Below are 25,734 nucleotides of genomic sequence, written 5' to 3' on the forward strand. Positions count from 1 at the left end.
TTGCCCGCTACAAAAGGATTCCTCAACGGAGTGTTTTGACTCCTAACGGGAATCGGTTAACCATCAAAGAACTAAGGACAGGATCGCTACATACGGGCAAGAAACTCCAGCAATGCTTGAGAAAACTGCTCTGGCGCATCCTGCTGTATCCAATGAGAAGCTCCCTCAATCGCCTGAAATTGTGCGCCCGGTATTTCGCTGGCCAGCTGCCTGCCGTCTTCAGCTTTTTGCCAGGGGTCGTCCATCCCCCAGAGCACCAGGGTGGGGGCCGCAATATCGCCGTGGCGATCGACCAGGGCCATGGTCTGGTTGGCATTCAGGGCCGAGGCGTTGCGCAGCAGGCTCAGCTTCCCTTCCTCACTAGCCCAGGGCGCAATCATGCCCGCCCGAAACTCGGCAGTCAGGCGCTCAGGGTTCGACAGCCCCGCCGCCAAACTTTCCTCTAGCGCCGCCACCAGATCGCTAACCGGGCGCGGCTTCCACCGCAGCGGATGGCCAAAATCGAGCATGTCATCGTCAAAGCGGTCGTAGCAGACGGAGTTGGTGATCACCAGACGATTCACCACGGCAGAGTGCTCAATGGCCAAAATCAACGCCACTGCACCGCCAGTATCGTGGCCCACCACATCCACCCGCTGAAGGTTTAAGGCCGCCAGCAAAGCCGTGATCATCCGAGCCTGGTCTTGAAAGGAGCGGTCAAAGCGATCGCGCCGGTCCGACCAGCCGTGGCCCAAAAAATCGGGAGCCAATACCCGATAGCCCGCCTGTACCAGAGGCGGAATCACCGCATGGTACAGATATCCCCAGGTGGGAATGCCGTGCATGAGCAGCACGGTACCCAGCCGAGCTTCACCCCGGTCGATATAGCGAATTGTCACTGGAATGTGGGCGGCGGTACCGGTGGGTAACACTAGCTCCCGCTGGTCAGCCTTAAAGTCTTGCCAGGTCGTCCAACCGGCTCCATCGATTTGCATGTTTTGCACCACTGGTCAGCGATATTCACCGCAGACTAGACTGCTCTGCGGTTACCAACAGCTTAGTCGCCAAGTTCTATCTGTAGCGATCGCCCATGGCTAAAACCTGGCTTGGTCTGAGCCTGTTGTTGGCTGGCTAGGGTCACCATATGCTGGGCAAAGGCGATCGCCTCTTTCCTACCTTGCTTGTCATAGATCAGCCTCACCGTCTCACTCCCCGCCACCAGCATCAGCGTCACCTCCTTAACCGAGCACCCATCCCGCAACGCCCGCTGCGCCACCCGCAACTCCAAACTCGCTGACGGCAACCCCGCTGAGTATGTCTCCCAACGCGCCAAAAGCTGCTCCTTCGAATTCACCTTTGGCGGTTCCGGTGTATCTAACTTTTGCTGCTTTCGTCTAACCGGCCTTCCAACTGCTCTAGCGATGCGATCAACTACTGCTGCAAGGCCAACTCGGTCTTGAGCTGCCCGTTCCAACTGCTCAAGGCTGCAATTAACAGCCTCAATTGCTCCTGCAAGGTCGCCTGCGCATTGGAGAAGGTCTCGTCGCTGACGATACGCTGCAATTGCGCGACCAAGCGCCCCAAACTTTAGTTCCAGTGCTGCGGCCACATCGCCAAATCCTTCTCCAAGGACTGGACGTGGTCTTCGAGGTGGAGCACCCGCTGCGTATTCACGCAAATCTCGGCCCGCAGCGGCTCTAAGCTGCTCCGCAACACGCTGGCCAATACGCTCTCCCACTGCTCTGGGGTCAAAGTTGGGGATAGGTTCTGGTTTTCGTTGTTCCTGCTGTTCCCGTTGGTCATGTTGTCCATAGGTCATCACCTGTTGAGTTAAGGGCACGTAGTCACTTACGTTCTCCTTGGCCCGCGACACCTGGGCCAGTCGCACCAAGTTGGCCTGGCTGGTGGTGTACAGGGTCACCGCCCGCTTGGCTCTAGAAATCGCCACATAAAAGGCTTCTCGATTCGTCGTCTCCCCCAACAGCGCCAGTACCTGCTCTGCCGTCTTGCCCTGGCTGCTGTAGGTGGTGCTCACCCAGGCGTAGTCGATATACTGATTCCCGCTGAGGTTAATGGTGGAGGTTTGCCCCGCCCCATCCCGAATCACCGCCGTCCCATCGGCCTCAAGCTCCGTCACCACAAACCCCTGCCCATTGCGAATTCCAGCTTTGGGGTTGTTGCGTGTCCGTTTGAGGCGATCGCCCACCGCCACCGAAATCGATTGAGTTGTGTAAACGGTTTTGCGTGGGCACGCTTCTGGATCGACCGAAAGTACTGATCCACTTGGCGTCTCCAGCACCACCTGCTGAGCCTCGGGATTCACAGCGATCACTCGGTACTGCTCCCCTCTAATCAACCCCTGCTTCCGATAATCCTGAATCGGCACCAGCACATTCCCTGGCGCATAAGCCTTGAGATAACTGGCCTGGGCCGTAGTCAAATCCTTGCGGCGTAGACTCTGCATCACAAACCCATCCGCACCCAAAGCCCCTTCATCCTGTAACCCCCCTCGTATCGCCTGAGTCAGAGCCAATCGCTCAATGTTCGTTCCTGCCAGCACCAGCGTGGCCTCCCGCTCCTCTGTTGCCAGCGCCAAATAATCTGCTGCCACCTGCCGAATTTGTTCCTGAGTTTGATCCCCCTCCCTTACACATCCGGCCTGGGCCAGGATCTCAATGCCTTCGCTCACCTGCCCCTGAGCCACCAGTTCCACAGCCGATCGCAGCACCCCAGTCTGCTGCCGCCGATGGGTCTCCAGATAGGCGGTCGCCATCCCGCCTGCCTGCAAACTCTTGAAGGGATTGCCCGCCTCCACGGCTGAAAGCTGTCGGGTATCACCGACCAGTAAGACCCTGGCTTGCTCCAATGCTGCCCGCCGCAACAGAGCATGAGCATCCTTCATGCTCAGCAACCCCGCCTCATCCACAATCCAGAGGGTTCGCTGGAGTGGTTCATCTAGTGGCTGAGACACCAAAAGACCAGCGACCGTGGTGGTTTCAATCCCCAGCGACTCTCCCAGCACATGGGCGGCTTCAGCACTGGGGGCCAACCCTCGGATAGCATATCCCTGTTCCTGGGCTAGTTCTTTTAAAACACTCAGGGCATAGGTCTTGCCTGCTCCCGCCACCCCCTGCCACGCCATCACGGTATCCGGTGTAGTAGCTGCCATCTCCACCGCTTTTTGCTGCTCTGGATTCAGCGAGTGGCTCTTTAGATTATCCAACTGGGTACCGCTGGGGACAATCGCGCCCACCTGCCCCCGTCCCTGCTGCACCAGACGGATCGTATTGAGTTCAAGATTGAGTGCTGTCTGGGTAGTGAACTTGCCGTTGGCGACTTTGATGAGTTCAGGGTTTGATGCGATCGCCCCCTCAATCGCATCAAACCCCTGCACCCCTAGCGCATTCTCAAAGACAAACCGCTCCAGCGTCGTCCTCCGAAACACCGACTCCCGCTCCCCGCAGTGCTGGATCGCGGTGTCAATGATTGATGGGGCTGATGAAGATGATTCAGCTAAGGGGCCAACGCCTTCGGGCAACTCCGGCAGCTCCAATCCCTTGAGCTGAATCAGGGCATTCCATCCCCGCTGCAACAGCCCCTCATCCACTTCCTTAGGCTTCCGCTTCCTCGACACCAGCGTCGCCGTCTCACGCATGGCCCGATTATTCTCAGACCCCGTCGCCCCCCATTCCTCGATCAGATTCAGAATCTGCTGTCGTCGGGTTGAGAATGCCTTGAGCAGATCGGGAGAATATCCGGCCAGTTCAAACTGCCCGTGGGCCTTTGGCTCAATCTGGTACCCCTGCTGCTTCAGCGCTATGGCCAGTTCATTCTGGTAGATCTGGCCCAGGAGCTTTTGGTTAGCGATCGCGGCCTCATTGCTCAAACTAAACCACCGCCCATCGTCCAACTGCGTCGCATTTATCACCACACAATGACTGTGCAGTTGCGGTTCCGCTTCCCGGCTGGTGGAATGGGGGAACACCGCCGCCGCAATATTGCCCGTCGTCACCTTTGTTCGCCCCGCCTCAGTTGAAATTCTCGTTTGGGCGTAGCGCTCTTCCAACACCGATAAAGCTTTCGCCACCGCTTGATGATGCGCCTCCACTACCCGCTCGTCTTGCTGCACCAGAGCAGCAATGCTGACACTCTTGGGGGCGCTGAAAGTAAAATCTGTCGCCGCCCGGCGCTTTTCTGGATCAACCACTTTCCCTGTTAGCGATCGCCCATCCGGAGCCTGCCCAAAAAGCATCTGGCTGAACTCTTGCTGATTAACAACTCCAGCTAGCCCCAAGGACGCAGCCCCCTTTCCCACCCATTTCGTCGGGTGAGCCTTTTCTTCAGCCGAGTAATAGTCCTCTTTCGTGTAGTACGTCTCCGCCTGAGCAGCAGAGAGGTTGCTCGTAGAAAGCATGGATAAACTGGGTTAAAAATACGACGCTCCACTGAAGGGAAACCTGAAGCGTCTTCAAAAGCGGTAGAAACCCTTTAGGGAGAGCCGTTGCCCAGTTTTTGCCAAAACCTTGGCGTACTGTGTGGCCTCTCCGCGAAGCCCCCGATAGGGGCGCAGCAATCTGATACCCCCAATCTTAGCTGGGGAATTCAGCCTATGCTCAGCTTAAATACAAAATGTCACGTGCAATTTGGGCAAGTTTCAGCATCAGCCTCAAGTGTCACGAAATAGAACGATTTTTCCCGTTTACTTGCTAGTGATCTCAAGCTGATAGCTGGCACGTATGACCATGGCCTTTGGCCTAAGTGGTAGTAATTCTGAGGATTTGTTAGTGCTATGGCCGAAGCTCACAGCTCAGGTACCTGGATGTGATCAGTCGGTTTTGCGTAAACTCGGTCAATCATCTGGGCTGAGTTCCCTACCCATTTGGCAATTTGGATACTGGGGATATTGGCCTCTCGACACAAACTGCAAAAGGTGTGGCGGGTCTGATAGGGATTGCGGTACTCAATATCAGGTAGAGATGCCATGACCTTGGCCCAAGCCCGATTTGTGAAGTTGTGCCAATCGATGAATTTAGTCTCTCGACTGGGAAATACAAACGCTTCTGCATCGGCTGAAGTTGGCTTCAGCGAATTTAGGAGTTCGGTTAACTGAGCGTTGACAGGAAACCTCCTCATCTTTTGGGTTTTGAGCCCTTCCTTAAGAACTAGCCTTCTGCCATCGTAAACAACGGCCTGCTTAAAGGTAATGACTTTGGATCCGATGTGCTTCCACTGGAGTGCGATCGCCTCTGACGGTCGGCACCCGGTAAAAAACAAAAACTCCATCAACGGTGCGTAGTAGCTGTAGTAGCGATTCGCTTTGAACGCAGCAATGATGCGATCCCTCTCCTCACGAGTGAAGGGGTTAATCTCATCCTCCTCAGTACCAGACTTTTTGACTTTGACATCTGCGGCCATACCGTCAAAGGGGTTTGAGCCAATCAGGTCTGACCGCTTGGCCCAACGGCAGCACGATCCCAAGTGCATCATCACTCGTTTGGCTGAATCGGCGGGTACGTGGGTGGTGACCCAATCGAACACCGCTTGATGGTCTCCCAAGTATTTGTGGGGACATCTATCCAGGTGGTTGGCTACCCAGCCATACATCCTAATGGTCGAAGGCGATTTGCCAGTTTTGCGAGCCTCCACATACTGCTGCCAAAGCTCTGCCAATTTTGGCTGCATCTCGGGCTGAATATCAGGTTCAGATACCGACAACACCGACTCAGGCTTGTACTTGTCGAGGCTGGGGTCAAAGTAATTGCCGCCGTGAGCCAGCTGCAATCGCATATCGTCTTCGATTTGCCTGGCCCGGCGCTCTGCTACGCGCCAATTGACCTGGGTATCAGGGATACCCAAAGACATGGAGTATCGCTGGCCATTAAATCGGAAGCGCAGCCTTAGCCGCCCTCGAAAACTCTCGATAGATACATTGCCCTTGGGGTTTTTGCCACTCGGAGTCTTGTCGCTGCTGAGCATAATAGCCACCTGGAGTTCAAATGTATTGATACCCAGATGATACCCAAACGATACCCAAATAGGGCTAAAACCGCCCAATCTTTTTAATGTTTCGAGTGTGCCAGGCGATTGCAGCATTTACCCCGGAAAGCAAAACCCCCTGAAATCAAGGAATTTCAGGGGGTTTCAAGAAAAGCTGGTGACAAGACTCGAACTTGCGACCGGCTGATTACAAATCAGCTGCTCTACCAACTGAGCTACACCAGCAAAAGCATACTCAGTATAGCAATGTTCCTGAGCAGCTTTAGACGGTTAAGACGCTTCTGGCGACGACTCCACTTCTTCCGCAACCTCTAGGTCGGCAGAGGGCATTGCTACAACCTCATCATCGGTCTTAAACACCATGCGTAGTAAGGGCGGAGCCATAAATGTCGTGAAAATAACCATGACAATAATGGCGGCATCGAGCGACTCGGTCAACACCCCACTGGCAGCTCCTACCCCGGCGAAGACTAACCCCACTTCTCCCCGTGGAATCATGCCGACTCCAACAGCTAAGCGGTTAACACCAGGTTGGCCAAAAATAACAAAGCCCGCAATTACCTTACCGATAACAGCTACTACCACTAAAAAAGAGGCAATAATCAAACCAGCCCGATTCGCTGGCTCTAGGGGGTTGAGCACACTGAGGTCTGTACGGGCTCCCACCGTGATGAAGAAAATCGGCACCAGCATATCGGCAATGGGGCTAATTTGCTCCTCAAGTTCTTTGTGCTTAGAGGTCTCAGCCAAAATCAGGCCAGCCGCAAAGGCTCCCAGAATGGCCTCTAGCTGAATTGCCGCAGCAATATAGGCCAACACGAAGGCAAAAATTAGGGAGCTAATAATAACTTGACCCCGCGTCTTCATCTGGTCGACGACCATAACAAAGTAGGGGCTCAGCAGCCGACCAACGAGAATCGACCCTACCAAAAACGTCGCAGCCCCAGCAATCAGGTAGGCTACGTTGAGAATTTCGATTTCGCCAGTTTTAGCCAGACTTGCTACTACGGCCAGCACGATGATGCCGAGCACGTCGTCAAGCACAGCGGCACCGATAATAATCTGGCCTTCTTTAGAGCTCAGCTTCTGCATTTCGGCCAGCACCTTGGCGGTAATGCCAATGCTAGTAGCGGTCAGCGCAGCCCCGGCGAACACAGCGGGAATGGTGTCAATGCCAAACAGCGCAATCAGCCCGGCAGTACCAACCGCAAAGGGAGCTACGACCCCAACGATGGCAACCATGGCGGCCTGCGGGCCAACCCGAATCAACTCTTTGAGGTCAGACTCTAAACCAATTTCAAATAGGAGGATAATGACCCCTAGCTCAGCCATTACAGAGATGACCTCGCTTTCGCCCTGAAACACTCGCAGCAGACCTTCGGGTGCTTGCCCGGTCGTCATACCGACAAAGTTCATCAGTAGCGACTGAACCTCACCGCCGCCTTCTGGAAACACAATTAAATGCAGGGCCGATACGCCGACAATGACGCCCCCCACTAACTCACCCAGCACAGCAGGTAGATTGACCCGAGCACACAACTCACCCCCCAGTTTGGCCGCTAGATAAACCACAATTAGGCTGAGCAGCACACTGGCCAATACCAGGGGTTCTACCTCTGCCTCCGAAATCTCTGCTAGCCAAGGGTTGGCTAAGGGCTGGAGCAATTCATAACTGTTTTGAATCCCAGCAATCAGGTCGCTGCCGATGAGGGCACTCATCCAATTCGCCATGCGGGCCGCTATAACTCGTCCCACTTAATGTACATGAGATTATCTCCCCGTAGAGTTCACAGGGATCGTTACGCCAATTATTCTGGCAGGAAAAATTTTTAGTTTAGGAAAAAACGCGGTGAACTAAGGAGGGCATCTGGCGACGTACCTGGGCGATACGGTCGGGAACGATTTCTGCGATCGCAATACCCGGTTCCACCCCAGCATCGGCCAGCACCATACCCCAGGGGTCGATAATCATGGCGTGTCCGTGGGACTGACGGCGAGCATTGTGGAACCCAGTTTGAGCCGGGGCAATCATATAGCAAGTGTTTTCGATCGCGCGGGCTTGCAGCAGCACTTGCCAATGGTCTTTGCCGGTGAACTCGGTGAAGGCAGCGGGCACGATCAGCACCTCCGCCCCCTGCTGCGAGAGATGACGGTACAGCTCTGGGAACCGCACGTCGTAACAGACTGACAAGCCCAAAATACCAAACTGTTTGGAGGGAAACACGTCGGGCAGCAGGTGCCCCGAGATCACTGTGTTTGACTCTCGGTAGGTATTCCCGTCGGGCAGATTAACGTCGAACAGGTGCACCTTTTCATAGCGCAGCAGTTCTTGCCCTTCAGGGGAGACCAGCAGAGCCGTGTTAAACACCTTGCCTTCTTTGGCTGGCACCGGATAGCCCCCACCGATGAGGGTAACCTGATAGCGCTGAGCCATGGTCTTGAGAAAAGCTTCGCTGGCTAGGCTAATCGCATCAGCCTGGGCGATTTTAGCCTCCTCATCTCCCAAAAACGAGAAGTTTTCTGGCAGACTCACCAGCTCTGCCCCCTGACGCACCGCTAAATCGATCAATTCTTCGGCATGGGCCAAATTTTTGGTCAGATCTGGCACACTGGTCATCTGTACGGCGGCGGCCCGATACGCTCTCATAACTTATCCTGACTGGGAGATTAAAGGAACCTGGAACAACGGCGTTCCACGAACCTCAATTTTATTCGCTCAGGGGAACGGTTTACCGCGTCATTCCTTAAAATCAGCTAGGGATTGCCGCTAAAACCTCTAGCGCCAGGGTTGGCAACGGTTAGGTCGGGTGCCAGGGTTGGGGTGATGGGCAAATACCATCTAGGCATGCCCATCACCCTTGGGGTAATCATCAGCTTCGGCTTACATGAGGCAGGACAGATCGCCGGTTTTTTGGCTAAACAGCAGGTTTTCGCGATAGTCAACCGGGCAGTCGATCACCGCTGGCACGTTGTCTTCCAGGGCGGTTTTTAGGGTGGGGATAAAGTCTTCGGTTGACTCAATGCGGTAGCCTTTGAGGCCCATTGCCTCAGCCAGCTTGACAAAATCTGGGTTGCTGAAGTGGATGTAGGTTGACTCACCGTAGTAGCTCATCTGCTTCCACTCGATCAGCCCGTAGCCACCGTCGTTAAAGATGATGGTGACAAAGGGCGTACCCACCCGCAGCGCAGTTTCCAACTCCTGGCAATTCATCATAAAGCCACCGTCGCCAGTGACGGCGACCACCTTGCGGTTGGGGCTGACGAGTTTGGCGGCTAGCGCCCCCGGTAGGGCAATGCCCATGGCCGCAAATCCGTTAGAAATCAGACAGGTGTTTGGGCGCAGGCAATGGTAATTGCGCGCCATCCACATTTTGTGGGCCCCGACATCAGAAATCACAATGTCTTCAGCGTCTAGAACCTGGCGCAGGTCGTAGATCAGCTTTTGGGGCTTAATGGGGAAGCCGTAGTCGTCGGCATATTGCTCATAGTCGGCCCGAATGTCGTCTCGCACTTTGGTAATGGCCGATTCGGGGTAGCCTTGGCGTTTGGCTCGCTTAAGAATTTCTTCCAGCGAGTCAGAGATGTCGCCAATGACCTCTACTTTAGGAATATAGCTGCTGTCAATTTCGGCCTGGGTGAGGTTGATGTGCAAGATGGGCAGCTTGCCGTCGGGGTTCCAGCGCTTGGGTGAATACTCGATCAGGTCGTAGCCTACGGCGATGATCAGATCGGCCTGCTCCATCGCGCAGCTAATGTAGTCGCGCTGCTGTAGACCCAGAGTCCATAGCGCCAGAGGGTGGGTGTAGGGAATCACCCCCTTGCCCATAAAGGTATTAGTCACCGGAATATTGAGCTGGGTAGCAAACTCAGTGAGGGATTCGCTGGCCCGGGCGCGAATTGCGCCGTTACCCACCAAGATCATTGGGTTGCTAGCCTGGGAAATAGCCACGGCTGCCTGCTGAATGCTTTGCAGAGAGGCATAGGTTTTTTCCTGACTGTCTTTGCGTAGGGATGTGCCGTCAACCTCCATTTCGGCAATGTTTTCGGGGAGGTCAATATGGACGGCACCGGGCTTCTCAGACTGGGCCAGCTTAAAGGCTTTGCGCACAATTTCGGGGGTGTTGCTGGGCCGCACAATCTGGGCATTCCACTTGGTGACTGGGGCAAACATCGCCACCAGGTCGAGGTATTGGTGTGACTCAATGTGCATGCGATCGGTGCCCACCTGACCTGTGATCGCCACCAATGGAGCGCGATCGAGGGTGGCATCGGCGACGCCGGTCATCAGGTTGGTGGCCCCCGGCCCCAGGGTAGACAGGCAGACGCCAGCCTTACCCGTCAGCCGACCGTAGACATCGGCCATAAAAGCGGCCCCCTGCTCGTGGCGGGTGGTAATGAACTGAATGGAAGATCGCTTTAGGGCCTGGAGGAGCTGGAGGTTTTCCTCCCCCGGCAGACCAAAGATATATTCGACGCCTTCGTTTTCAAGGCACTGGACAAGCAATTCGGCGGTATTCATAGGATCGATTTGGGGGTGTGGATGGTCAGTAAAAAAGGAGAGGAAAACTTAGGAAGAGGGGTTAACCCTGGCGTTAGGTCGGGCGCTACTTAACCCACACGGTTTTGGTATTGACAAACTCAAGCATGCCCTGACGCCCCAGCTCTCTTCCATAGCCCGAGCGTTTGATACCGCCAAAGGGCAGGCGGGGGTCAGATTTGACCAGGCCATTAATAAAGACGGCTCCGGCCTCTAATTCGGCAATCAGACGTTCTTGCTCGGTGGGGTCTTGGCTCCAGCCGCTGGCCCCCAGACCAAAGGGAATGTCGTTGGCCCGCGCGATCGCATCATCCAGGCTGGCCACGCGAAACACCAGAGCCACTGGGCCAAAGAACTCCTCCTGGTCGGCGGGGGTACCCGGGGGCAGGGCGGCCAAAATCGTCGGCGGAAACCAGTTACCCCCCTGGAGGCCAGCCGGCAACTGAGCCTTGAGTGCCGCCACACTGCCGCCAATCAGGGCGTTACCCCCCTGGTCTAGACAAGCCTGAACCTGCTGCTCTAGCTCGGCGGCAATATCGGGAGTGGCCAAGGGGCCAACGGTAACGCCCTCATCCAGTGGGTTGCCTACCACCAAGGTGGCGAATTGTTCGGTCAGCCCCTGCTCGAAGCGCTCAGCTATGGACTCGTGGACAATAAACCGCTTAGCGGCAATGCAGGACTGACCGTTGTTGAGCATGCGGGCGGCGGCGGCGGTGGCGATCGCACTCTCTAAATCGGCGCTGGGCATGACGATAAACGGATCGCTGCCGCCCAGTTCTAGCACCGTTTTTTTGATTTGCTGCCCGCAGGCTGCGGCCAGGCTAGCGCCAGCGGGTTCGCTGCCGGTCAGGGTAGCCGCGGCGATGCGCGTGTCAGCAACCAAAGCCGACGCCCGCGCACCACCGATCAGCAAGGTCTGAAAGGCCCCAGGGGGCAGCCCCGCCTTGTGAAAAATTTCTTCAATGACCAGCGCACACTGGGGCACGTTGGAGGCATGCTTGAGCAGCCCTACATTACCCGCCATCAGGGCCGGAGCCGCAAAGCGAAACACCTGCCAAAACGGAAAATTCCACGGCATTACCGCCAGAATTAGGCCCAGGGGCTGATATCGCACAAAGCTTCTGCTGGCGTCGGTAGTAGCGGGTTCGTCAGCCAAAAAATCGGCTCCATGGTCAGCGTAGTAGCGGCAAACCAGGGCACTCTTTTCCACCTCCGCCACCGCTGCAGCCAGGGGCTTGCCCATTTCTAGGGTCATGATTTTGGCATAGGCGGCTTTGTTGTCCTCAAGCACTTGGGCGGCCTGGCGCAACCAGGTCGCCCGCTGGTCGAAGGACGTATGCCGGTAGGTCGCAAAGGTGGCGGCGGCTACCGTAAGCTTTTGGTCTATCTCGGCATCGGTTAGGGGGGTAAAGGTTTTAATTTCTGCCCCGGTTGCAGGGTTAATACTAGCAATCGACATGATTTGACCTCCTGTTGGTCAACTGGGGTAAGAGGCCATTTGCTCAAAGATTCCTAATTACTGTAAACGACTCCAGCCTGCGCCCGGAGAAGGCGACTTAAGTAGCGACTCTCTCGGGAATCACCGATTAACTAACGGCCCTGGGTCAAGATCTCGACAACCCTGGGCCAGTTAGCGATGGAGCGTATAGCCCTTGGAACAAATGAAGCGTTAGCCGTTAACCCCTAAATTGAATCTTCTTTAACTGTGCCTTGAAGCACAAAACCCACTCTTTTATCCTATTACTTCTGCACAAAACATAGTGTTATGTAACGATGACCTAAAACCTTACTTTTCAGCTTTGGTAGCATCTCCTCAGGCGCTTTCAGAGGTATCAAAACTCTCCCAGGGCCAAGGGTTAGCCAGAATTGCCGTGGCGGCATCGCGTCCCAAAGGTTGAGAAAACAGGTAGCCCTGCCCCCGGTGACAACCCATCGCCCGTAGTCGTTGTAGCTGTTTCTCAGACTCAATGCCCTCGGCGACCAAATCCATCTTGAGTTTTTGACCGAGGGCAATAATGGTTTGCACAATCTCGCGATCGTCGTCACTCTGATCCATACGGCCCACAAAGGACTGATCGATCTTGAGGGTATCGGTGGGAAAGCGATGCAGGTAGCTGAGAGAAGAGTAGCCAGTGCCAAAGTCGTCAATGGCCAGCTTCAGCCCCAGCTGCTTAAGGCGATGCATGATGTCAATGGCGCCATCCACGTCGTGCATGATCATGCTCTCAGTAATTTCGAGCTGAATGAGATTGCCGCCGAGATCGAGTTCCTGGAGGGCCGCTCCAAACTGGTCGACTAAATCAGTCTGATGAAACTGACGGCGCGATAGGTTGATGCTCATAGTCAACCGATGCTCGGGAAACTGCTGCTGCCAAACCCTCAACTGGGCGCAGGCGGTACGGAAAATCCATTGCCCTAAATGCACGATCAATCCAGTTTCTTCGGTCACCTGGATAAACTGTCCCGGTGACACAAAGCCTTCCCCCGGGCGATACCAGCGCACCAGCGCTTCAAATCCTGAGATCAAGCCAGTTTTTAAGCTCACAATCGGCTGGTAATGGAGCAAAAATTCGTTGTTTTCAAAGGCACTTAACAGGTGGCTTTCTAGCTCTAGCCGCTGCACGGCTTCTTCGTGCATGGTGCTAGCAAAAACCTCGTAGCGGTACTCGTTTAGGGCCTTGGCGCGATACATGGCCGTGTGCGCATCGCGCAGCAGATCTTCGGGCGTAGGCGGATAGTCGCCGTGGGCCATAGCTACCCCCATCGAACTGGTCACTGCCAGTCGTTGCCGCGCCACCACAAAAGGCTCCGATAGCTGAGCTTGCAGACGGTTCAGCCATTGATCGACAGTAGGCTGCCCATGCACCGGCAGCAAAAAGGCAAACTCATCCCCCCCGACCCGGGCCAGATGAGCCGAGGGGGGTAAAAACTGCCGCAGCCGCTCGCCAATGGTTTGCAGCACGCGATCGCCCATGCCATGACCGAAGGACTGGTTAATCAGCTTAAAGCGATCGATATCTAAAAACACCACCGTTACCGGCCCAGCAGGCCGATGATGGAGTGCCCGCTGCACCTGGAGCAAAAAAATATCGCGCCCTGGCAGCAGCGTGAGCTGATCGTAGCTGCTGCGATACAGTGCTTTTTGAGTAACCACCAGCCCCAAGGCCAGCAAAACACCGGTGACTGGCTCGACTGTCGGCACCCAGACCAGCGCGCCTAAGGCCAAACTGCTACAGGCCCAAATGCTGACCACCATCATTCCGCTCCATAGCAGCAGCGTCGGGGGCCGCCGCACTCGCCATCCGATCACGGCGGCTAACAGAGCCCAAGAGAACAGCCAGAGAAACTCACCCCACTGGGGTAAAAATCGATAGAGGGCGGGTTTGCCTGCGATCGCATCTAGCAGTTGGCTAATGCTCTGGGCATGCACCTCTACCCCGGCCATCAAGAACTCGGATGCCTGATCTTGGCTAAACGGGGTAAAGAATTCATCTTTGAGGCTAGAGGCCGTGGAGCCAATCAGCACAATTTTGCCCCGCACCCATTCAGGCGGTATGGCCCCGGCCAGGACTTGGGTAATAGTCAACGTAGGTGCTGGGGCCGAGGGAGTTCGGTACTTCAAGAGCACCTGATACCCCCGGTCATCGATCTTGGCATAGCCGCCATCCCCAGTGTTTAATGCCGGGAGGCTAGTCTCGCCAATGCGCAACCGATCGTTGGCAAGATCTACCTCGAGGGCCAAATCAGAGTGATAGGCCAGCGCTACCCGCAGCGGAAATGAGTAGAAAGGATGGTTGGGTACCGCAACGTATAGCAAATTACGGCGTAGTACCCCATCCGGGTCGATGGCCAAATCGTTAAAGCCGACCTGGGCCGCGGGCCAGGCCGCGGGGGCGGGTACCTCAATCCTATCTTTTTGCTTACCGACATTAAAAATACCGATGACATTTGGCGACGCTGCAAACGTTTCGGCCAGAGCCGCCTTGCCAGGCTCATCCTGGGGGGTATTGCGGTACAAATCGAGCCCTACCACAGCCGGTTCGTAGCGCTGTACTGCCGCAATAATATCTGCCACGATTTGATCACTCAGCGGCCAACCGTAGGCTTCTAGATCGGCCTCGGTCACTTCAACCACCAGCAGTCGGGGGTCAGGTGCTGGCTGAATTAACAGCTGGGTCAGCAGATCAAAGCTTGAGGTTTCTAAGGGCTCAAACAGCCTGAATCGCTTGCCAGCAGACACAATCGTTAACGCCAGCAGACTGGCGACTAACACCGCTCGACTACCAAAATTTATCGGCTTAGCAGAACGGCAGATCCACTGCTGGATTCGTTGTCCGCAGAGCAATGCCCGAGAATGCACCATAGGTATTAGATCGACAGCGGTAGAAGTGGCAACGACAAGGATTAGCTCGTATCCCTGAATACAGAGATCTACAAAACGCTATCGCCGCTATCCGGAAGTACCCAGAGTACCCAGAGGCCCGATGACCTTCGACCGCCTCGCCGCATCATTAGACTGGCTAGTGCCTCAAACCTAAACCATAGTGTCATTTTGTGGACCATTGGCCCAGTGGGTGCCACCCCCACGCCGCTGTCCAGGAAACTCGTCGCGCTGCCCTTTGACCTGGCGATCGCCATCGAGACCGGGCCAATGCAGTAGTAGCAAACTTAACACGCTCATACCCACGAGTATCGCCACACTACTGGGCCAGATAAAGAGTCGAATCAGCGTTGCTTTCATAGCTAGAACTAAACCCGAGAAGGTAACAGAACTCCTAAATCTCCAGCGAGCAGGCGCATCAGCGCAGTGCTTACAGTACTGGAGGCATAGTATGATCCTTCACAATTGAGGTTTCATTCGATACCTGGCACTCTGGGCTTTCACTGAAGCTTTATGCGGCCATAAAGCCCAGGGGTCTCCCCTTCGCTCTGGCTTCAAATCGGCAGCGACCGGTCGTGGTTGTGAGATATCTATGGGGTTGCGAGATAGTTGCGAGATATCTATGGGGACGCCGCCGCGATCGCCCCCAAGTCATTAAAAACTTATTAAGGGAACACCCCAGTTCCCAATTCCCCGGATATGCTTGAACGCAAGATACCTCCTAACTGCGTCTCCAGCCCCGTCTGACCCCTCTGTTGGTGTCATCCAGATGGGGCTGCTACTTTTGCAGCAGCATCGCTACAAACAAGGGGTTGGTGCCTACGGCTAGCCTGGGATTTATCCTATTCACCTTGCGGGCGGCAAGACTATTCTCTTGCCGCCCGCAAACGTTAAGCCACCATTGCAGGCGGCGTTGCTTTACGGCGGTGGGTATGGTGGTGGGTAATGATCATTCAGCTGATGTCGCTGTCTATTCTGGTGATTGCAGTGCATGGGTAACTCAAGCACTGGAAGGCACCAGTCGGACGCAGCAACTGAGACTGCTTGATAGGGCAAGGCCCAACGTCTTTTCCGCTTACTATAAAAAGTTGAGTCTCTGTGGGCATACTATAAAGAACCCTTGAAGATTGTGATTGCATATACAAATTTTTGATGTTAATCTGAGAGGCTATTCGCAATTTGCGGATTCTTCGGGAGAACTGCGTTTTTAGCCCCAACTGCTGAATAAGCACCGCTGTTGGGGGAGCGGCTCTCCATTGCCCACAGCCATAGCTTGTAGCCCGGTTTTACCTCCAGGAAAAATCGGCTGGCACAGTGGGTGTCGCTTTCAGCACACGCGTAAATGACGTTACTTGGTCTTTTTTGGGCTGCTTTTCTACCTCATCCTGTTTTCGTCCCTCAACTCACGCTGCCTGACCAATCAGGCGCTGACGCTCAACCAGCGCTGCATAGTTCTGCTCAGGACTCGGTAGCCTCGCCCCCCCGAGAGGGGCCGTCTCTGCCCAACTGGGCTTTGGCGTCAGAGCCCCTTGAGTTTGAGTCTCAGCTGCGCTGGCCTGCGATCGCAGCCGTAGACTGGCACCGCTGGAATGACACGGCTGTTGTAGCCGTCGTCGCTCAAACCGCCTCGGCTCCCGTACCCAACGGGGTAGCCGATATTCAACCTGCCCAAGGCCTGTGCGGTAGCCACCTGCATATTTCTGAGAGCCCATCAGAAGGGTATGCCATTCAAGTCAACCAGATCACCATTGGCCAGGTGCCCTCGCGTCAGGCTGCGGATCAAGTGGCGAGCCAGATTCGTCAGGCGGTACCGCTGCTCAAGGCTAAGCCCAATGACCTGACCCCCAGTCTGAGCACAACCCAGGTGGCTGGCCATTTACACGACAAAACCGTGTTTGTATTGCCGGATCTATCCCCTGGACAGGCTGGGCAGTCAGCCGCAGCGGCTGCGGCCCGCAGTCATCAGACCGCCACCCTATGGGTGAATAACCTGCGGTTGGCCTTTGACGGCAACCCCCTCGACCCCAGCAAAGTCCAGATGCTCTCCCAGGGGCTGGGCGAAACCCACCAAACCTTTAGCGGCATAGCCTCGTGGTATGGCCCCTACTTCCACGGTCGGCAAACCGCTACAGGCGAAACCTTCAACCAAAATGAGCTGACAGCAGCCCACAAGACCTTGCCCTTCGGCACCCACCTCAAGGTGAGCAACCAACTCAACGGCAAGAGCGTGGTTGTGCGCATCAACGATCGCGGCCCTTACATCGGGGAGCGATCGCTCGATCTCTCCTACGCTGCGGCCCAGTGCCTGGGTAGCACTCAGACCGGGGTAATTCCCTATCAGGCGACGATTTTAGCGCCGGGGGTGCCCCAGGCCTGGCGGGCTAACGTGGTGGCGGCACTGCCCTAGGCTCGCCACTTCAGCAGCTGGGTTTTGACTGGGGTGACAAATTCTCGTGCTTCGTCCTGGGCTCGCTGGTACTCTTTTTTGAGCTGATAGTACCAGCGGGCCAGGGTGTCTGAGTCTTTGATCAACCGCAGCACGGTCTCGTGCTTGAGTCCTGCTTGCTGCTTGATCACGACATCGCGATCTTGCCCCAGAAATGAGCGAATCAACGTCGGCATAATGGGTTTGAGCAGCCCGCCCCAGGGCAGATCCCAGTACAGCTCAAAGGTGACGTCGGTTTGGTCATCGGTGAGGGGCGTTACCGTGGTTAAGTTCACCACCCGGTGCTTGGCCGTTGTGGTTTCTTCGGTGCGCACGCCGGGCAGGTAGAAGATAATTTCGTTGTCGGGTATACCCCCAATCAACCAGTAGCCGTAGCCCATGGACTCGCCCATGTGATGCTTGCGCATGGTAAAGCCGTATGGGGAAGGATCAAACCATTTAATCTCGTCGTGGAGGGTAGCCCCCCGCCACCACCAGGAGCGATGCACAAAGGGCGAGTGGGCTGGGTCCATGAGCCCGACCACGGCGTGGTCGATGTAGCAGGGAAACCGCATGGTGTAGGTAATTTGGGGTTGTACCTCGTCGCCAAAGCCAGGCACCCGGGGCACGTCGAAGCTGGGGGGCTGGGGGTTGGCGCGATCGCTCACATAAACCCATACATTGCCCTGCACCTCCTTGACCTCGTAGCTATTGACGTCGAAGCGGCTCAGGTCCATCTGCTGGTCGGGCATGAGTGACGGAATCTCGGTGCACTTGCCGTTTTCGTCGAAGCGCCAGCCATGGTAGCAGCACTCGACCTCGGTCCCGTCAAAGCGGCCACAGCTGAGGGGCACCGCCCGATGGGGGCAAATATCGCGCAGGGCAAAGGCTTTGCCCTGACGGGTACGGCCAAAGAGAATCGGCTCGTTGAGCAGGGTTTTGGCCACCATTTTGCCCGCCTTCAGCTCGTGGCTGGGCATAGCGTGGTACCAAATGTTGCGCAGCAGGTAGATGTCGTTAACGGCAACCACGGATTTCTAAGATGTCACAATATATTGAGCAATCAATACTTTAGCAGAGGCCAGTTGGCCCAGCGGATCACCTGTGGGCCAGTTCCTATAGTTATAGAGGGTGCCTTTGTTATCGCCCCGACGGTGGAGCGTCGAGGCCTATCTCCAGACGCTCCAGCGTCCTCTACCCTAGGGCGCTGGAGCGCCAAGGACTCGTCTCCACACGGAGCGTGGGGACGATGAGAGTCTATTTTAGGTGTTCACAAAGTCTTCTTTTCTGCACCACTAAAGCGGTTGGAGAGTGAGAGTTAAAAGGGGACTGCACCTTTTTGAGTGTTTGTGCAAAAACTTCCATTTTGGGATCAGCCCTATGTGTTGCTGGCATATGATTACGGAGGCCGGTGCCGATGCCTCCATCCGTGCTGCTCGCCATGATACAGCAAGCCCCATAGGAGAAAGCGATGCCGACAAATACGATGAAGGCGATCCGGCTGCACGAGTTCGGTGATCCAAAGGTGCTGCATTACGAAGATGCGCCAATGCCCGAGCTGAAGCCGGGTGAAGTGCTCGTCCGCGTTCACGCGGTCGGCGTCAATCCCCCAGACTGGTACCTGCGCGACGGGTATAAACAGCTTCCCGCCGAGATGAGACCGCCGGTGCCGCTGCCGGTCATTCCGGGGTCGGACTTGTCGGGCATTGTCGAGGCGATCGCCGAGAACGTGCGTGGCCTCTCCGTCGGCGATGAAGTCTTCGGCCTGATCCGCTTTCCGAGTTACGGAAAGAGCGATGCTTATGCCGAGTACGTCGCTGCGCCTGCCTCGGATCTGGCGCACAAGCCGCCCGGCATCGATCACTTGCATGCTGCGGGCGCACCGATGTCGGGGCTCACTGCGTGGCAGTTTCTGATCGAGTTGGGGCATGACGAACCGAACCCGCTTCAACCGGATCTACATCGCCCCGTGCCCCTCGGCGGCAAGACGGTGCTCGTCAATGGTGCTGCGGGCGGCGTGGGGCATTTTGCGGTGCAGTTGGCGAAATGGAAAGGTGCGCACGTGATCGCGGTGGCATCGGGTGCGCATGAGCGGTTCCTCCGCGAGCTTGGTGCCGACGAATTCATCGACTACACTAAGCGCCTTCCCGAGGACACTGTGCATGACGTAGATCTTGTCCTCGATACCATCGGCGGTTCTACCACCGGTCGTTTCTTGCGCACGCTAAAGCGTGGCGGCACCTTGTTCCCGGTGTTCCCAGGCTTCTCCGACGCTGAGGAGGCCGCCAAGCTGGGCGTCACGGTCTCGATAACCCAAGTGCGCTCGAACGGTTCGCAGCTGGCAGAGCTGGGCCGATTGCTGGATGTGGGTACGGTTTGCGTCGCCATCGACAGTACATTTCTGCTGGCGGAGGCCCGTGAGGCGCACGAACGCGCTGCTCGTGGACACATTCAAGGCAAGATCGTACTCACGGCCACGTGAGCGCGATAATTGGCGGCTCAAGCCTGTAAATAGACAGCGTTGAAATCAAACTTGCAGAACATCAATCAATGCGGCTAATGCTGGCGGGATCTGGCTATGGCTTGGATGATCAAGGCCGAGAAAAAGCTCGCTGACGCGCTAGAACTGGGTGCAGCTGAAGCCCCCGGTTGATGAGGCTGTGACGGACTAAATCCTTTACGCCAAGAAAAATACTAGAGAAAGGGGATGATTCAAAACGCGGCTTGCAGCCGATCTGTCCCGTTGCTCGGTGCCGTCCCGCTCCGAGACAACTGGCTCGTTCTAGGAAGGCGTGTTCACCTGTGGGCTCGCGCCGTAGCGCAACCCGTCAACGAGCAGCGAAATCATGCGCCGCGCATAGTCGGTGCGGTCGTCTTTGGCCGACATGCACAGATTTGCGATCGCTCGCAACAAGTCGTATGGCTCGATATCGGTGCGCACCTCGCCCGCTTCAGCCGCTGTTTCGAGCAGTCCTCGAAGCGCGGGCTGAAGCCGTTGGTTGAAGTAGTCGGGCAAAGTGCTGAACGCCGGGTCTCCAGAATGCAGGGATTTTGCCAGCCCGCGTTTAGTCACGATGAAATCCGCATAGCGCTGCATCCATCGAGCCAGCGCCTCAGACGGCTCGTACTCAGCCGCCAAAATGGGGGCGGCGTCTGCGCAGGCATCCACTTGCTGACGAAAAACGGCCACTATGAGGTCAGAGCGTTGCGGAAAGCGGCGATACAGGGTGCCGATGCCAACGCCAGCCTTCTCTGCAATCTCTCGCACCGGCGCGTCTACCCCAGAAGTCGCGAACACCGCCAAGGCTGCCTCCAGCAGTGCGTCCTCGCTACGCTGCGCGTCTGCACGCAAAGGCCGGGAATTTGAAGCCTCGCGTCCAGCGTTATCGCCTTGAGCGATCGCTTCCTGACTCATTTTTGATCTCCACTTTACTTTTCACCTGACAAACGGAACATCGTTCCACATAATACAGAAAGACGGAACATGACTCCACTTTACCCTTAGTAAGTGGTTTCAGCAACGATTACAAACTCTACTTTCACAGGAAACCACTATGCAGAACAAACGTATCGCTCTCATTACCGGGGCCAACAAAGGGATCGGTCTTCAGATTGCAAAGGATCTCGCAGCACAGGGCCTCACGGTGCTCGTCGGGTCGCGCAATCTTGAGCATGGGACGACAGTCGCAAAGAGCATCGGCGCGAATGCCCACGCCCTTCAGCTTGACGTCACAGATCAGTCCTCTATTGCTGCCGCAGCAGAGCGTATCCGCAGCGAGTTTGGTCATCTTGACGTGCTCGTGAACAACGCGGGCATCTCACATGCTGGCAAGCCGGGCAGCACATTCGCAGACAACATCAAGACTGATTCGCTGATCTCCGCTCCGCTTGAGAATGTGCAAGCCGTGTGGGCCACGAACGTGTTCGGCGTGATTGCGGTGACCCAGGCGATGCTGCCGCTCCTGCGCGAGGCTCCTGCGGCCCGCATCGTCAATATGGGGAGCCAAGGCGGATCGCTGACGTGGAATTCCGAGCCGGAGAACCCACATCGCAAAATGTTTGGCACCTACTCCACGTCAAAAGCGGCGGCGCACGCCGTCACGCTGGCCTTTGCCTTCGCCCTAGAAGAGACAAACATCAAGGTGAACATCGCCGATCCTGGTCACACCGCGACGGCGCTCAACAACTTCTCGGGCGCGCGCACCGTCGAGCAGGGCGCACGCCGCGCCGTGCAGCTCGCACTCCTCAATGAGAACGGTTCAACCGGTACATTTTCGGGTGAGGACGGCCCAGTCGCTTGGTGATCTAGCTTCTAGCAACACCGCTCCGTTCAGCAAAATACTTATTAACCCACTTTGACAAAAAGTCATCAGGAGAAACCATCATGCGTGTTTTTATCACCGGCGCTACCGGCTTTGTCGGCTCCGCCATCGTCCCAGAATTGCTCAATGCCGGACATCAGGTGCTGGGTCTCGCCCGATCCGATCAGGGAGCCAAGTCCCTGATCGCGGCTGGCGCTGAGGCGCACCGGGGAGATCTCAAAGACCTGGAGAGCCTGCGCCATGGAGCAGCTATGTCGGATGGCGTCATTCACGCCGCTTTTAACCACGACTTCTCGAAGTTTGCGGAGAACGCTGAGGTAGACCGGCGTGCCATCGAGGTCATTGGTGAGGTGCTTGAAGGTTCTGATCGGCCTTTGATCGTTACCTCCGGGCTACCCCTCACCCCTGATCGCCTCACTACAGAGGACGATGTGCCGCCTTCCGGCTTAGGCGAAACTCCCAGGGTGTCAGAGCAGATGGCGATCTCGATGGTGGCGCGCGGCGTGCGTGCGTCGGTGGTGCGAATGTCGCAAGCCCATAACCGGGATAAACAAGGTCTCGCCACCTATATGATTGAGATCGCTCGCGAGAAAGGAATCTCGGCCTATGTCGGCACCGGGCTCAACCGCTGGTCTGCGGTGCACCGGCTCGATGTGGCACCTCTTTATAGGCTGGCGCTTGAGCAGGGATCTGCCGGGGCGAGGTATCACGCGATCGCAGAAGAGGGTGTGCCGGTTCGAGAGATTGCAGAGGCAATCGGTCGGGGTTTGAAGATACCGGTCGTGGCCTTGTCACCCGAAGAGGCTGCAAGTCATTTCGGCTGGCTCGGATTCCCTGTCAGCATGGACGCTCCGGCGTCAAGCGCACTGACGCAGCAACGGCTGGGATGGCACCCGACGGAGAAACCTGGATTTATTGCCGATCTTGAGTGCTCAAGCGCATTCGAAGACTGAGTGCCCCCTTTTCTTTCTTCTTCACCCTTGTTTAGACATAGATTACTCTATGTCTAGCTGTCCAGGTCTAAAGTCTAGCTGTACATCAACTACGGAACTGAAATGAGCAAACAGCAAATCAACCCCAAAGAGCTTTATGACGCGGCTGCATTTGGCATGTCGCAAGCGACTGTTGACCTAGAGTCTGGCTTAGTATTTGTCTCTGGCCAGGTAGATTGGAACCATCAGCATGAGACAACCGAGCAGTCTGTAGAAGGCCAAACGAGAAAAGCGCTGAACAACCTTAGCATTGCGCTGACAGCCGCTGGCTCATCCATCGATCAGCTACTACAAGTTCGAGTCTATGTTAGAGGAGAAATTGGCGAGCAATTGGAGGTGCTTGCCCCTATCTTCAATGAGTTTCTGGGCAAGTCACGTCCAGCACTAACGGGTATTGGTGTTGCTTCTCTCGCTTCTGTAGAGACGCTTATTGAAATCGAAGCTGTTGCTAGTACTAAGTAGACAGTCTTACGATTGCTTCTAGGGAATGATCGCACACAAACATACCTCGGCAATTAAACAGCGTTGATTGAATAAGAAAAGTAATGTAAATGGGTATTGAGTATGGTTGGTCAGTGATTTTCAACAGTATTTCACAACAGGTCTAATGCCGATGTGTTTATCTAAACTTTGTGCTCACAAAAATCTTGCCCCAGCGGATTTAGAAATCGCTGGGGCAAGGTTCGTCAGCCTACCATTAGCTTTATCCCACCGGCTGTGGATCTTTCACCTGATTGAGCTGTTCGCGCAGAGGGGCTCCTTCGATCACCTCGGTTTCGAGCAGCTGCTGGGCCAGGGTTTCGAGCAAATCGCGGTTTTGTTTGAGGATGCCGAGGGCGCGGTGGTGGCCCTCTTCGACAATAGATTTGACCTCTTCGTCGATCGCCTTGGCAGTCTCTTCGCTGATTGGGCGGCGGGCGTTGGGCATGCCGTTCTCAAGGAAGGCATTGCGCTGGGCGCGATCGTAGGCGAGGGGGCCCAGCACCTGGCTCATGCCGTAGGTGGTAACCATTTGCTCGGCCAGGTCGGTGGCCCGCTGCAGGTCGTTGGAAGCCCCGGTGGTAATGCTGCCGAAGATAATTTCTTCGGCAGAGCGGCCGCCCAGCAGGGTGGCAATTTGCCCCTTCAGCTCGGCCTCATCCCGCAGAAAGCGATCTTCGGTGGGCAGTTGCAGGGTGTAGCCCAGGGCCGCCATACCCCGAGGCACGATAGAGATTTTTTCGACCTCGTCGGTGCCGGGCATCATCGCCCCCACCAGGGCGTGGCCAACTTCGTGGTAGGCGACGATTTTCTTCTCTTTGTCGTTGAGCACGCGGCTCTTTTTCTCTAGGCCAGCGACGACGCGCTCGATCGCTTCGCTAAAGTCTTCTTGCTCGACCACAGTGCTGTTGCGGCGGGCGGCCAGCAGGGCGGCTTCGTTGACCAGGTTGGCCAGGTCGGCCCCGGCAAAGCCCGGCGTGCGGGTGGCAATCAGTCGCAGATCCACGGTGTCGGCTAGCTTGACATCCTTGGCGTGGATTTTGAGAATGGCCTCGCGGCCCTTGAGATCGGGGCGATCGACCAGCACCTGACGGTCAAATCGACCGGGGCGCAGCAGGGCTGGGTCGAGGATTTCGGGCCGGTTGGTAGCAGCTAGCACGATCACTGTGGTATCGCTGGCGTCGAAACCATCCATCTCGGTGAGCAGCTGGTTGAGGGTTTGCTCTCGCTCGTCGTTGCCGCCGTACATGCCGTTGCTGGAGCGTGACTTGCCGATCGCATCCAGCTCATCAATGAAAATAATGCAGGGAGACTGCTTCTTGGCCTGATCAAATAGGTCACGCACGCGAGACGACCCGACACCAACGAACATTTCGACAAACTCGGAGCCTGAAATGCTAAAGAAAGGCACCCCTGCCTCCCCCGCGACGGCCTTGGCTATCAGGGTTTTCCCGGTTCCTGGCGGGCCAACTAGCAGCACTCCCTTGGGAATTTTGGCTCCCAGGTCGGTAAAGCGTTTGGGCGTTTTGAGGAAATCGACCACTTCCACCAGCTCAGTCTTAGCCTCTTCGACCCCAGCTACATCGTCGAAGGTGGTTTTGCCCGCGTCGCCTTCCACATAGACCTTGGCCTTGCTCTTGCCAATGGACAATGCCCCCTGGGGGCCACCGCCACCGCGAGCAATGAAGAAACGCCACACTGCAATAAAAATCAGCGGCGGAATCACCCAGCTCAGCAGGCTGCCAAACCACTGGCCCTTGGGCGGCGGTACAGCGGCGAACTCAACCCCGTTATCTTCCAGCAGCTGCGGCAGTTGCAGGTCGAAGATCGGGGTGGTGCTGTAGACATCCCCCGGTTCACCCGTGGTGGGATCTTTAACCTGGTAGCGAATTTCGTTTTGGCCCACCGAGGCCCGCACCACCTCTTGTTCCTGAATGCGGTGGATGAACATGCTATAGGGCTCGCGGGCGGTCTGATCGCCAAGGACGCCAGAAAACACGATGTTCAACAAGAGTAAGCCGGTGGCGGCCCAGAGAACAATGTTGGCAATCTGGCGGGATCTTGGCGGCTGAGGGTCTTTTTTTACGGGCATGGCGATTTTGGATTGGCGATTTTGGATTTTGGATTTTGACGGGGCGATCGCCCCACAGGACAAGGAGAGCAACCGTAGCGTGGGTTAGGCATTCCCCACCTTGGCCCCATTTAGTGGCCTTGGGAGCCGTAACCCACCGCTCGAGAATTTCGTCTAGTTAAAATCCACATCGACAGTGGTTTTAGCCGCATCGGGGGCATCGGAGCGCAGCCCAGAACGCTTGTTGGTTAGACCCGACAGCATGATCTGCGACATGGCCGCGATAAAGATAGAGGCCACCGCCGCATCATCAATCCAGCCGAGGATGGGAATAAAGTCGGGGGAAATATCGATGGGGCTGAGCAGGTACAGCAGGGTAGCACCGGCCAACAGCCAGCGGTACTTGGGGTGCTCGAGAGTGCGCTTATACCAGTCGTAGAAGGATTGAACGGTGGAGTTCATGACGGGGCCGTTGAATACGATGGCTTTATGGTGCCACGGATCTTCTAGATTCCCCCGTGGCGGATAGCCGCCCGCCGGGTAGGGCGAG

17 protein-coding genes, 1 tRNA gene and 1 pseudogene are annotated in these 25,734 nt (G+C 56.1%); 5 read left to right on the forward strand and 14 right to left on the reverse strand.

The features are described 5' to 3' along the window. Positions 1–86: 86 nt before the first annotated feature. The 10 genes from IQ254_RS03080 to IQ254_RS03125 form a co-directional block, all read right to left on the reverse strand. Positions 87–974, reverse strand: coding sequence for an alpha/beta fold hydrolase (locus IQ254_RS03080; RefSeq protein WP_193964242.1), 888 nt, complete (start codon positions 972–974; stop codon positions 87–89). Between the two features lie 62 nt (positions 975–1,036). Beyond that, positions 1,037–4,393, reverse strand: coding sequence for a MobF family relaxase (mobF, locus tag IQ254_RS03085; RefSeq protein ID WP_193964250.1), 3,357 nt, complete (start codon positions 4,391–4,393; stop codon positions 1,037–1,039). A 386-nt stretch (positions 4,394–4,779) separates the two neighbouring features. Further along, positions 4,780–5,955, reverse strand: a complete 1,176-nt coding sequence (locus IQ254_RS03090) for a site-specific integrase (protein ID WP_193964252.1) — start codon at positions 5,953–5,955, stop codon at positions 4,780–4,782. 173 nt (positions 5,956–6,128) lie between these two features. Next, positions 6,129–6,201: transfer RNA gene (locus IQ254_RS03095), tRNA-Thr, on the reverse strand. Between the two features lie 45 nt (positions 6,202–6,246). Then, positions 6,247–7,695, reverse strand: a complete 1,449-nt coding sequence (locus IQ254_RS03100) for a cation:proton antiporter (RefSeq protein WP_193964254.1) — start codon at positions 7,693–7,695, stop codon at positions 6,247–6,249. A gap of 115 nt (positions 7,696–7,810) precedes the next feature. Beyond that, on the reverse strand, positions 7,811–8,623 hold the full coding sequence (locus IQ254_RS03105) for a carbon-nitrogen hydrolase family protein (RefSeq protein WP_193964256.1): 813 nt from the start codon (positions 8,621–8,623) through the stop codon (positions 7,811–7,813). Positions 8,624–8,857: 234 nt separating this feature from the next. Next, on the reverse strand, positions 8,858–10,495 hold the full coding sequence (locus tag IQ254_RS03110; protein WP_193964258.1) for an acetolactate synthase large subunit: 1,638 nt from the start codon (positions 10,493–10,495) through the stop codon (positions 8,858–8,860). 85 nt (positions 10,496–10,580) lie between these two features. Then, complete coding sequence (locus IQ254_RS03115) at positions 10,581–11,972, reverse strand: NAD-dependent succinate-semialdehyde dehydrogenase (protein WP_193964260.1); 1,392 nt, start codon at positions 11,970–11,972, stop codon at positions 10,581–10,583. A 354-nt stretch (positions 11,973–12,326) separates the two neighbouring features. Continuing rightward, on the reverse strand, positions 12,327–14,876 hold the full coding sequence (locus IQ254_RS03120; RefSeq protein ID WP_193964262.1) for a bifunctional diguanylate cyclase/phosphodiesterase: 2,550 nt from the start codon (positions 14,874–14,876) through the stop codon (positions 12,327–12,329). A gap of 171 nt (positions 14,877–15,047) precedes the next feature. Then, positions 15,048–15,254: a hypothetical protein gene (locus IQ254_RS03125; protein ID WP_193964264.1), complete on the reverse strand. Its 207-nt coding sequence runs from the start codon at positions 15,252–15,254 to the stop codon at positions 15,048–15,050. A 1,720-nt stretch (positions 15,255–16,974) separates the two neighbouring features. On the opposite strand from IQ254_RS03125, the pseudogene IQ254_RS33430 reads away from it, so the two are divergent. Continuing rightward, positions 16,975–17,301 (forward strand): annotated as a pseudogene (locus IQ254_RS33430) (septal ring lytic transglycosylase RlpA family protein); the annotation flags it as partial. Here the strand turns inward: IQ254_RS33430 and IQ254_RS03135 are convergent. Beyond that, positions 17,298–18,350 carry an aromatic ring-hydroxylating dioxygenase subunit alpha gene (locus IQ254_RS03135; RefSeq protein ID WP_313887354.1) on the reverse strand — a complete coding sequence of 351 codons (1,053 nt, stop codon included), beginning with the start codon at positions 18,348–18,350 and terminating at the stop codon, positions 17,298–17,300. The pseudogene IQ254_RS33430 and the gene IQ254_RS03135 overlap by 4 nt on opposite strands. Positions 18,351–18,790: 440 nt before the next feature. Between IQ254_RS03135 and IQ254_RS03140 the strand changes: the two genes are divergently transcribed. Further along, entirely contained in the window at positions 18,791–19,801 is a 1,011-nt protein-coding gene (locus IQ254_RS03140; protein ID WP_193964268.1) for an NADP-dependent oxidoreductase, read from the forward strand. Positions 19,802–20,101: 300 nt separating this feature from the next. Here the strand turns inward: IQ254_RS03140 and IQ254_RS03145 are convergent, their stop codons facing one another. Then, entirely contained in the window at positions 20,102–20,734 is a 633-nt protein-coding gene (locus IQ254_RS03145; RefSeq protein WP_193964270.1) for a TetR/AcrR family transcriptional regulator, read from the reverse strand. 139 nt (positions 20,735–20,873) lie between these two features. On the opposite strand from IQ254_RS03145, the gene IQ254_RS03150 reads away from it, so the two are divergent. The 3 genes from IQ254_RS03150 (at position 20,874) to IQ254_RS03160 (ending at position 23,095) form a co-directional block, all read left to right on the forward strand. After that, the gene (locus IQ254_RS03150; protein WP_193964272.1) at positions 20,874–21,623 is read left to right on the forward strand and encodes an SDR family NAD(P)-dependent oxidoreductase; all 750 of its coding nucleotides are present in this window, start codon (positions 20,874–20,876) and stop codon (positions 21,621–21,623) included. Positions 21,624–21,703: 80 nt separating this feature from the next. After that, on the forward strand, positions 21,704–22,594 hold the full coding sequence (locus IQ254_RS03155; RefSeq protein ID WP_193964275.1) for an SDR family oxidoreductase: 891 nt from the start codon (positions 21,704–21,706) through the stop codon (positions 22,592–22,594). Between the two features lie 102 nt (positions 22,595–22,696). Continuing rightward, positions 22,697–23,095, forward strand: coding sequence for a RidA family protein (locus IQ254_RS03160; RefSeq protein WP_193964277.1), 399 nt, complete (start codon positions 22,697–22,699; stop codon positions 23,093–23,095). Positions 23,096–23,336: 241 nt separating this feature from the next. Here the strand turns inward: IQ254_RS03160 and ftsH are convergent, their stop codons facing one another. Both ftsH and IQ254_RS03170 read right to left on the reverse strand, forming a co-directional pair. Then, positions 23,337–25,205: an ATP-dependent zinc metalloprotease FtsH gene (gene ftsH, locus IQ254_RS03165; protein ID WP_193964284.1), complete on the reverse strand. Its 1,869-nt coding sequence runs from the start codon at positions 25,203–25,205 to the stop codon at positions 23,337–23,339. 153 nt (positions 25,206–25,358) lie between these two features. Further along, on the reverse strand, positions 25,359–25,646 hold the full coding sequence (locus tag IQ254_RS03170) for a YkvA family protein (RefSeq protein ID WP_193964286.1): 288 nt from the start codon (positions 25,644–25,646) through the stop codon (positions 25,359–25,361). Positions 25,647–25,734 lie beyond the last annotated feature (88 nt).

Origin of the sequence: Nodosilinea sp. LEGE 07088, from assembly GCF_015207395.1 — a bacterium.
In the GTDB taxonomy this organism is placed as follows: domain Bacteria; phylum Cyanobacteriota; class Cyanobacteriia; order Phormidesmidales; family Phormidesmidaceae; genus Nodosilinea.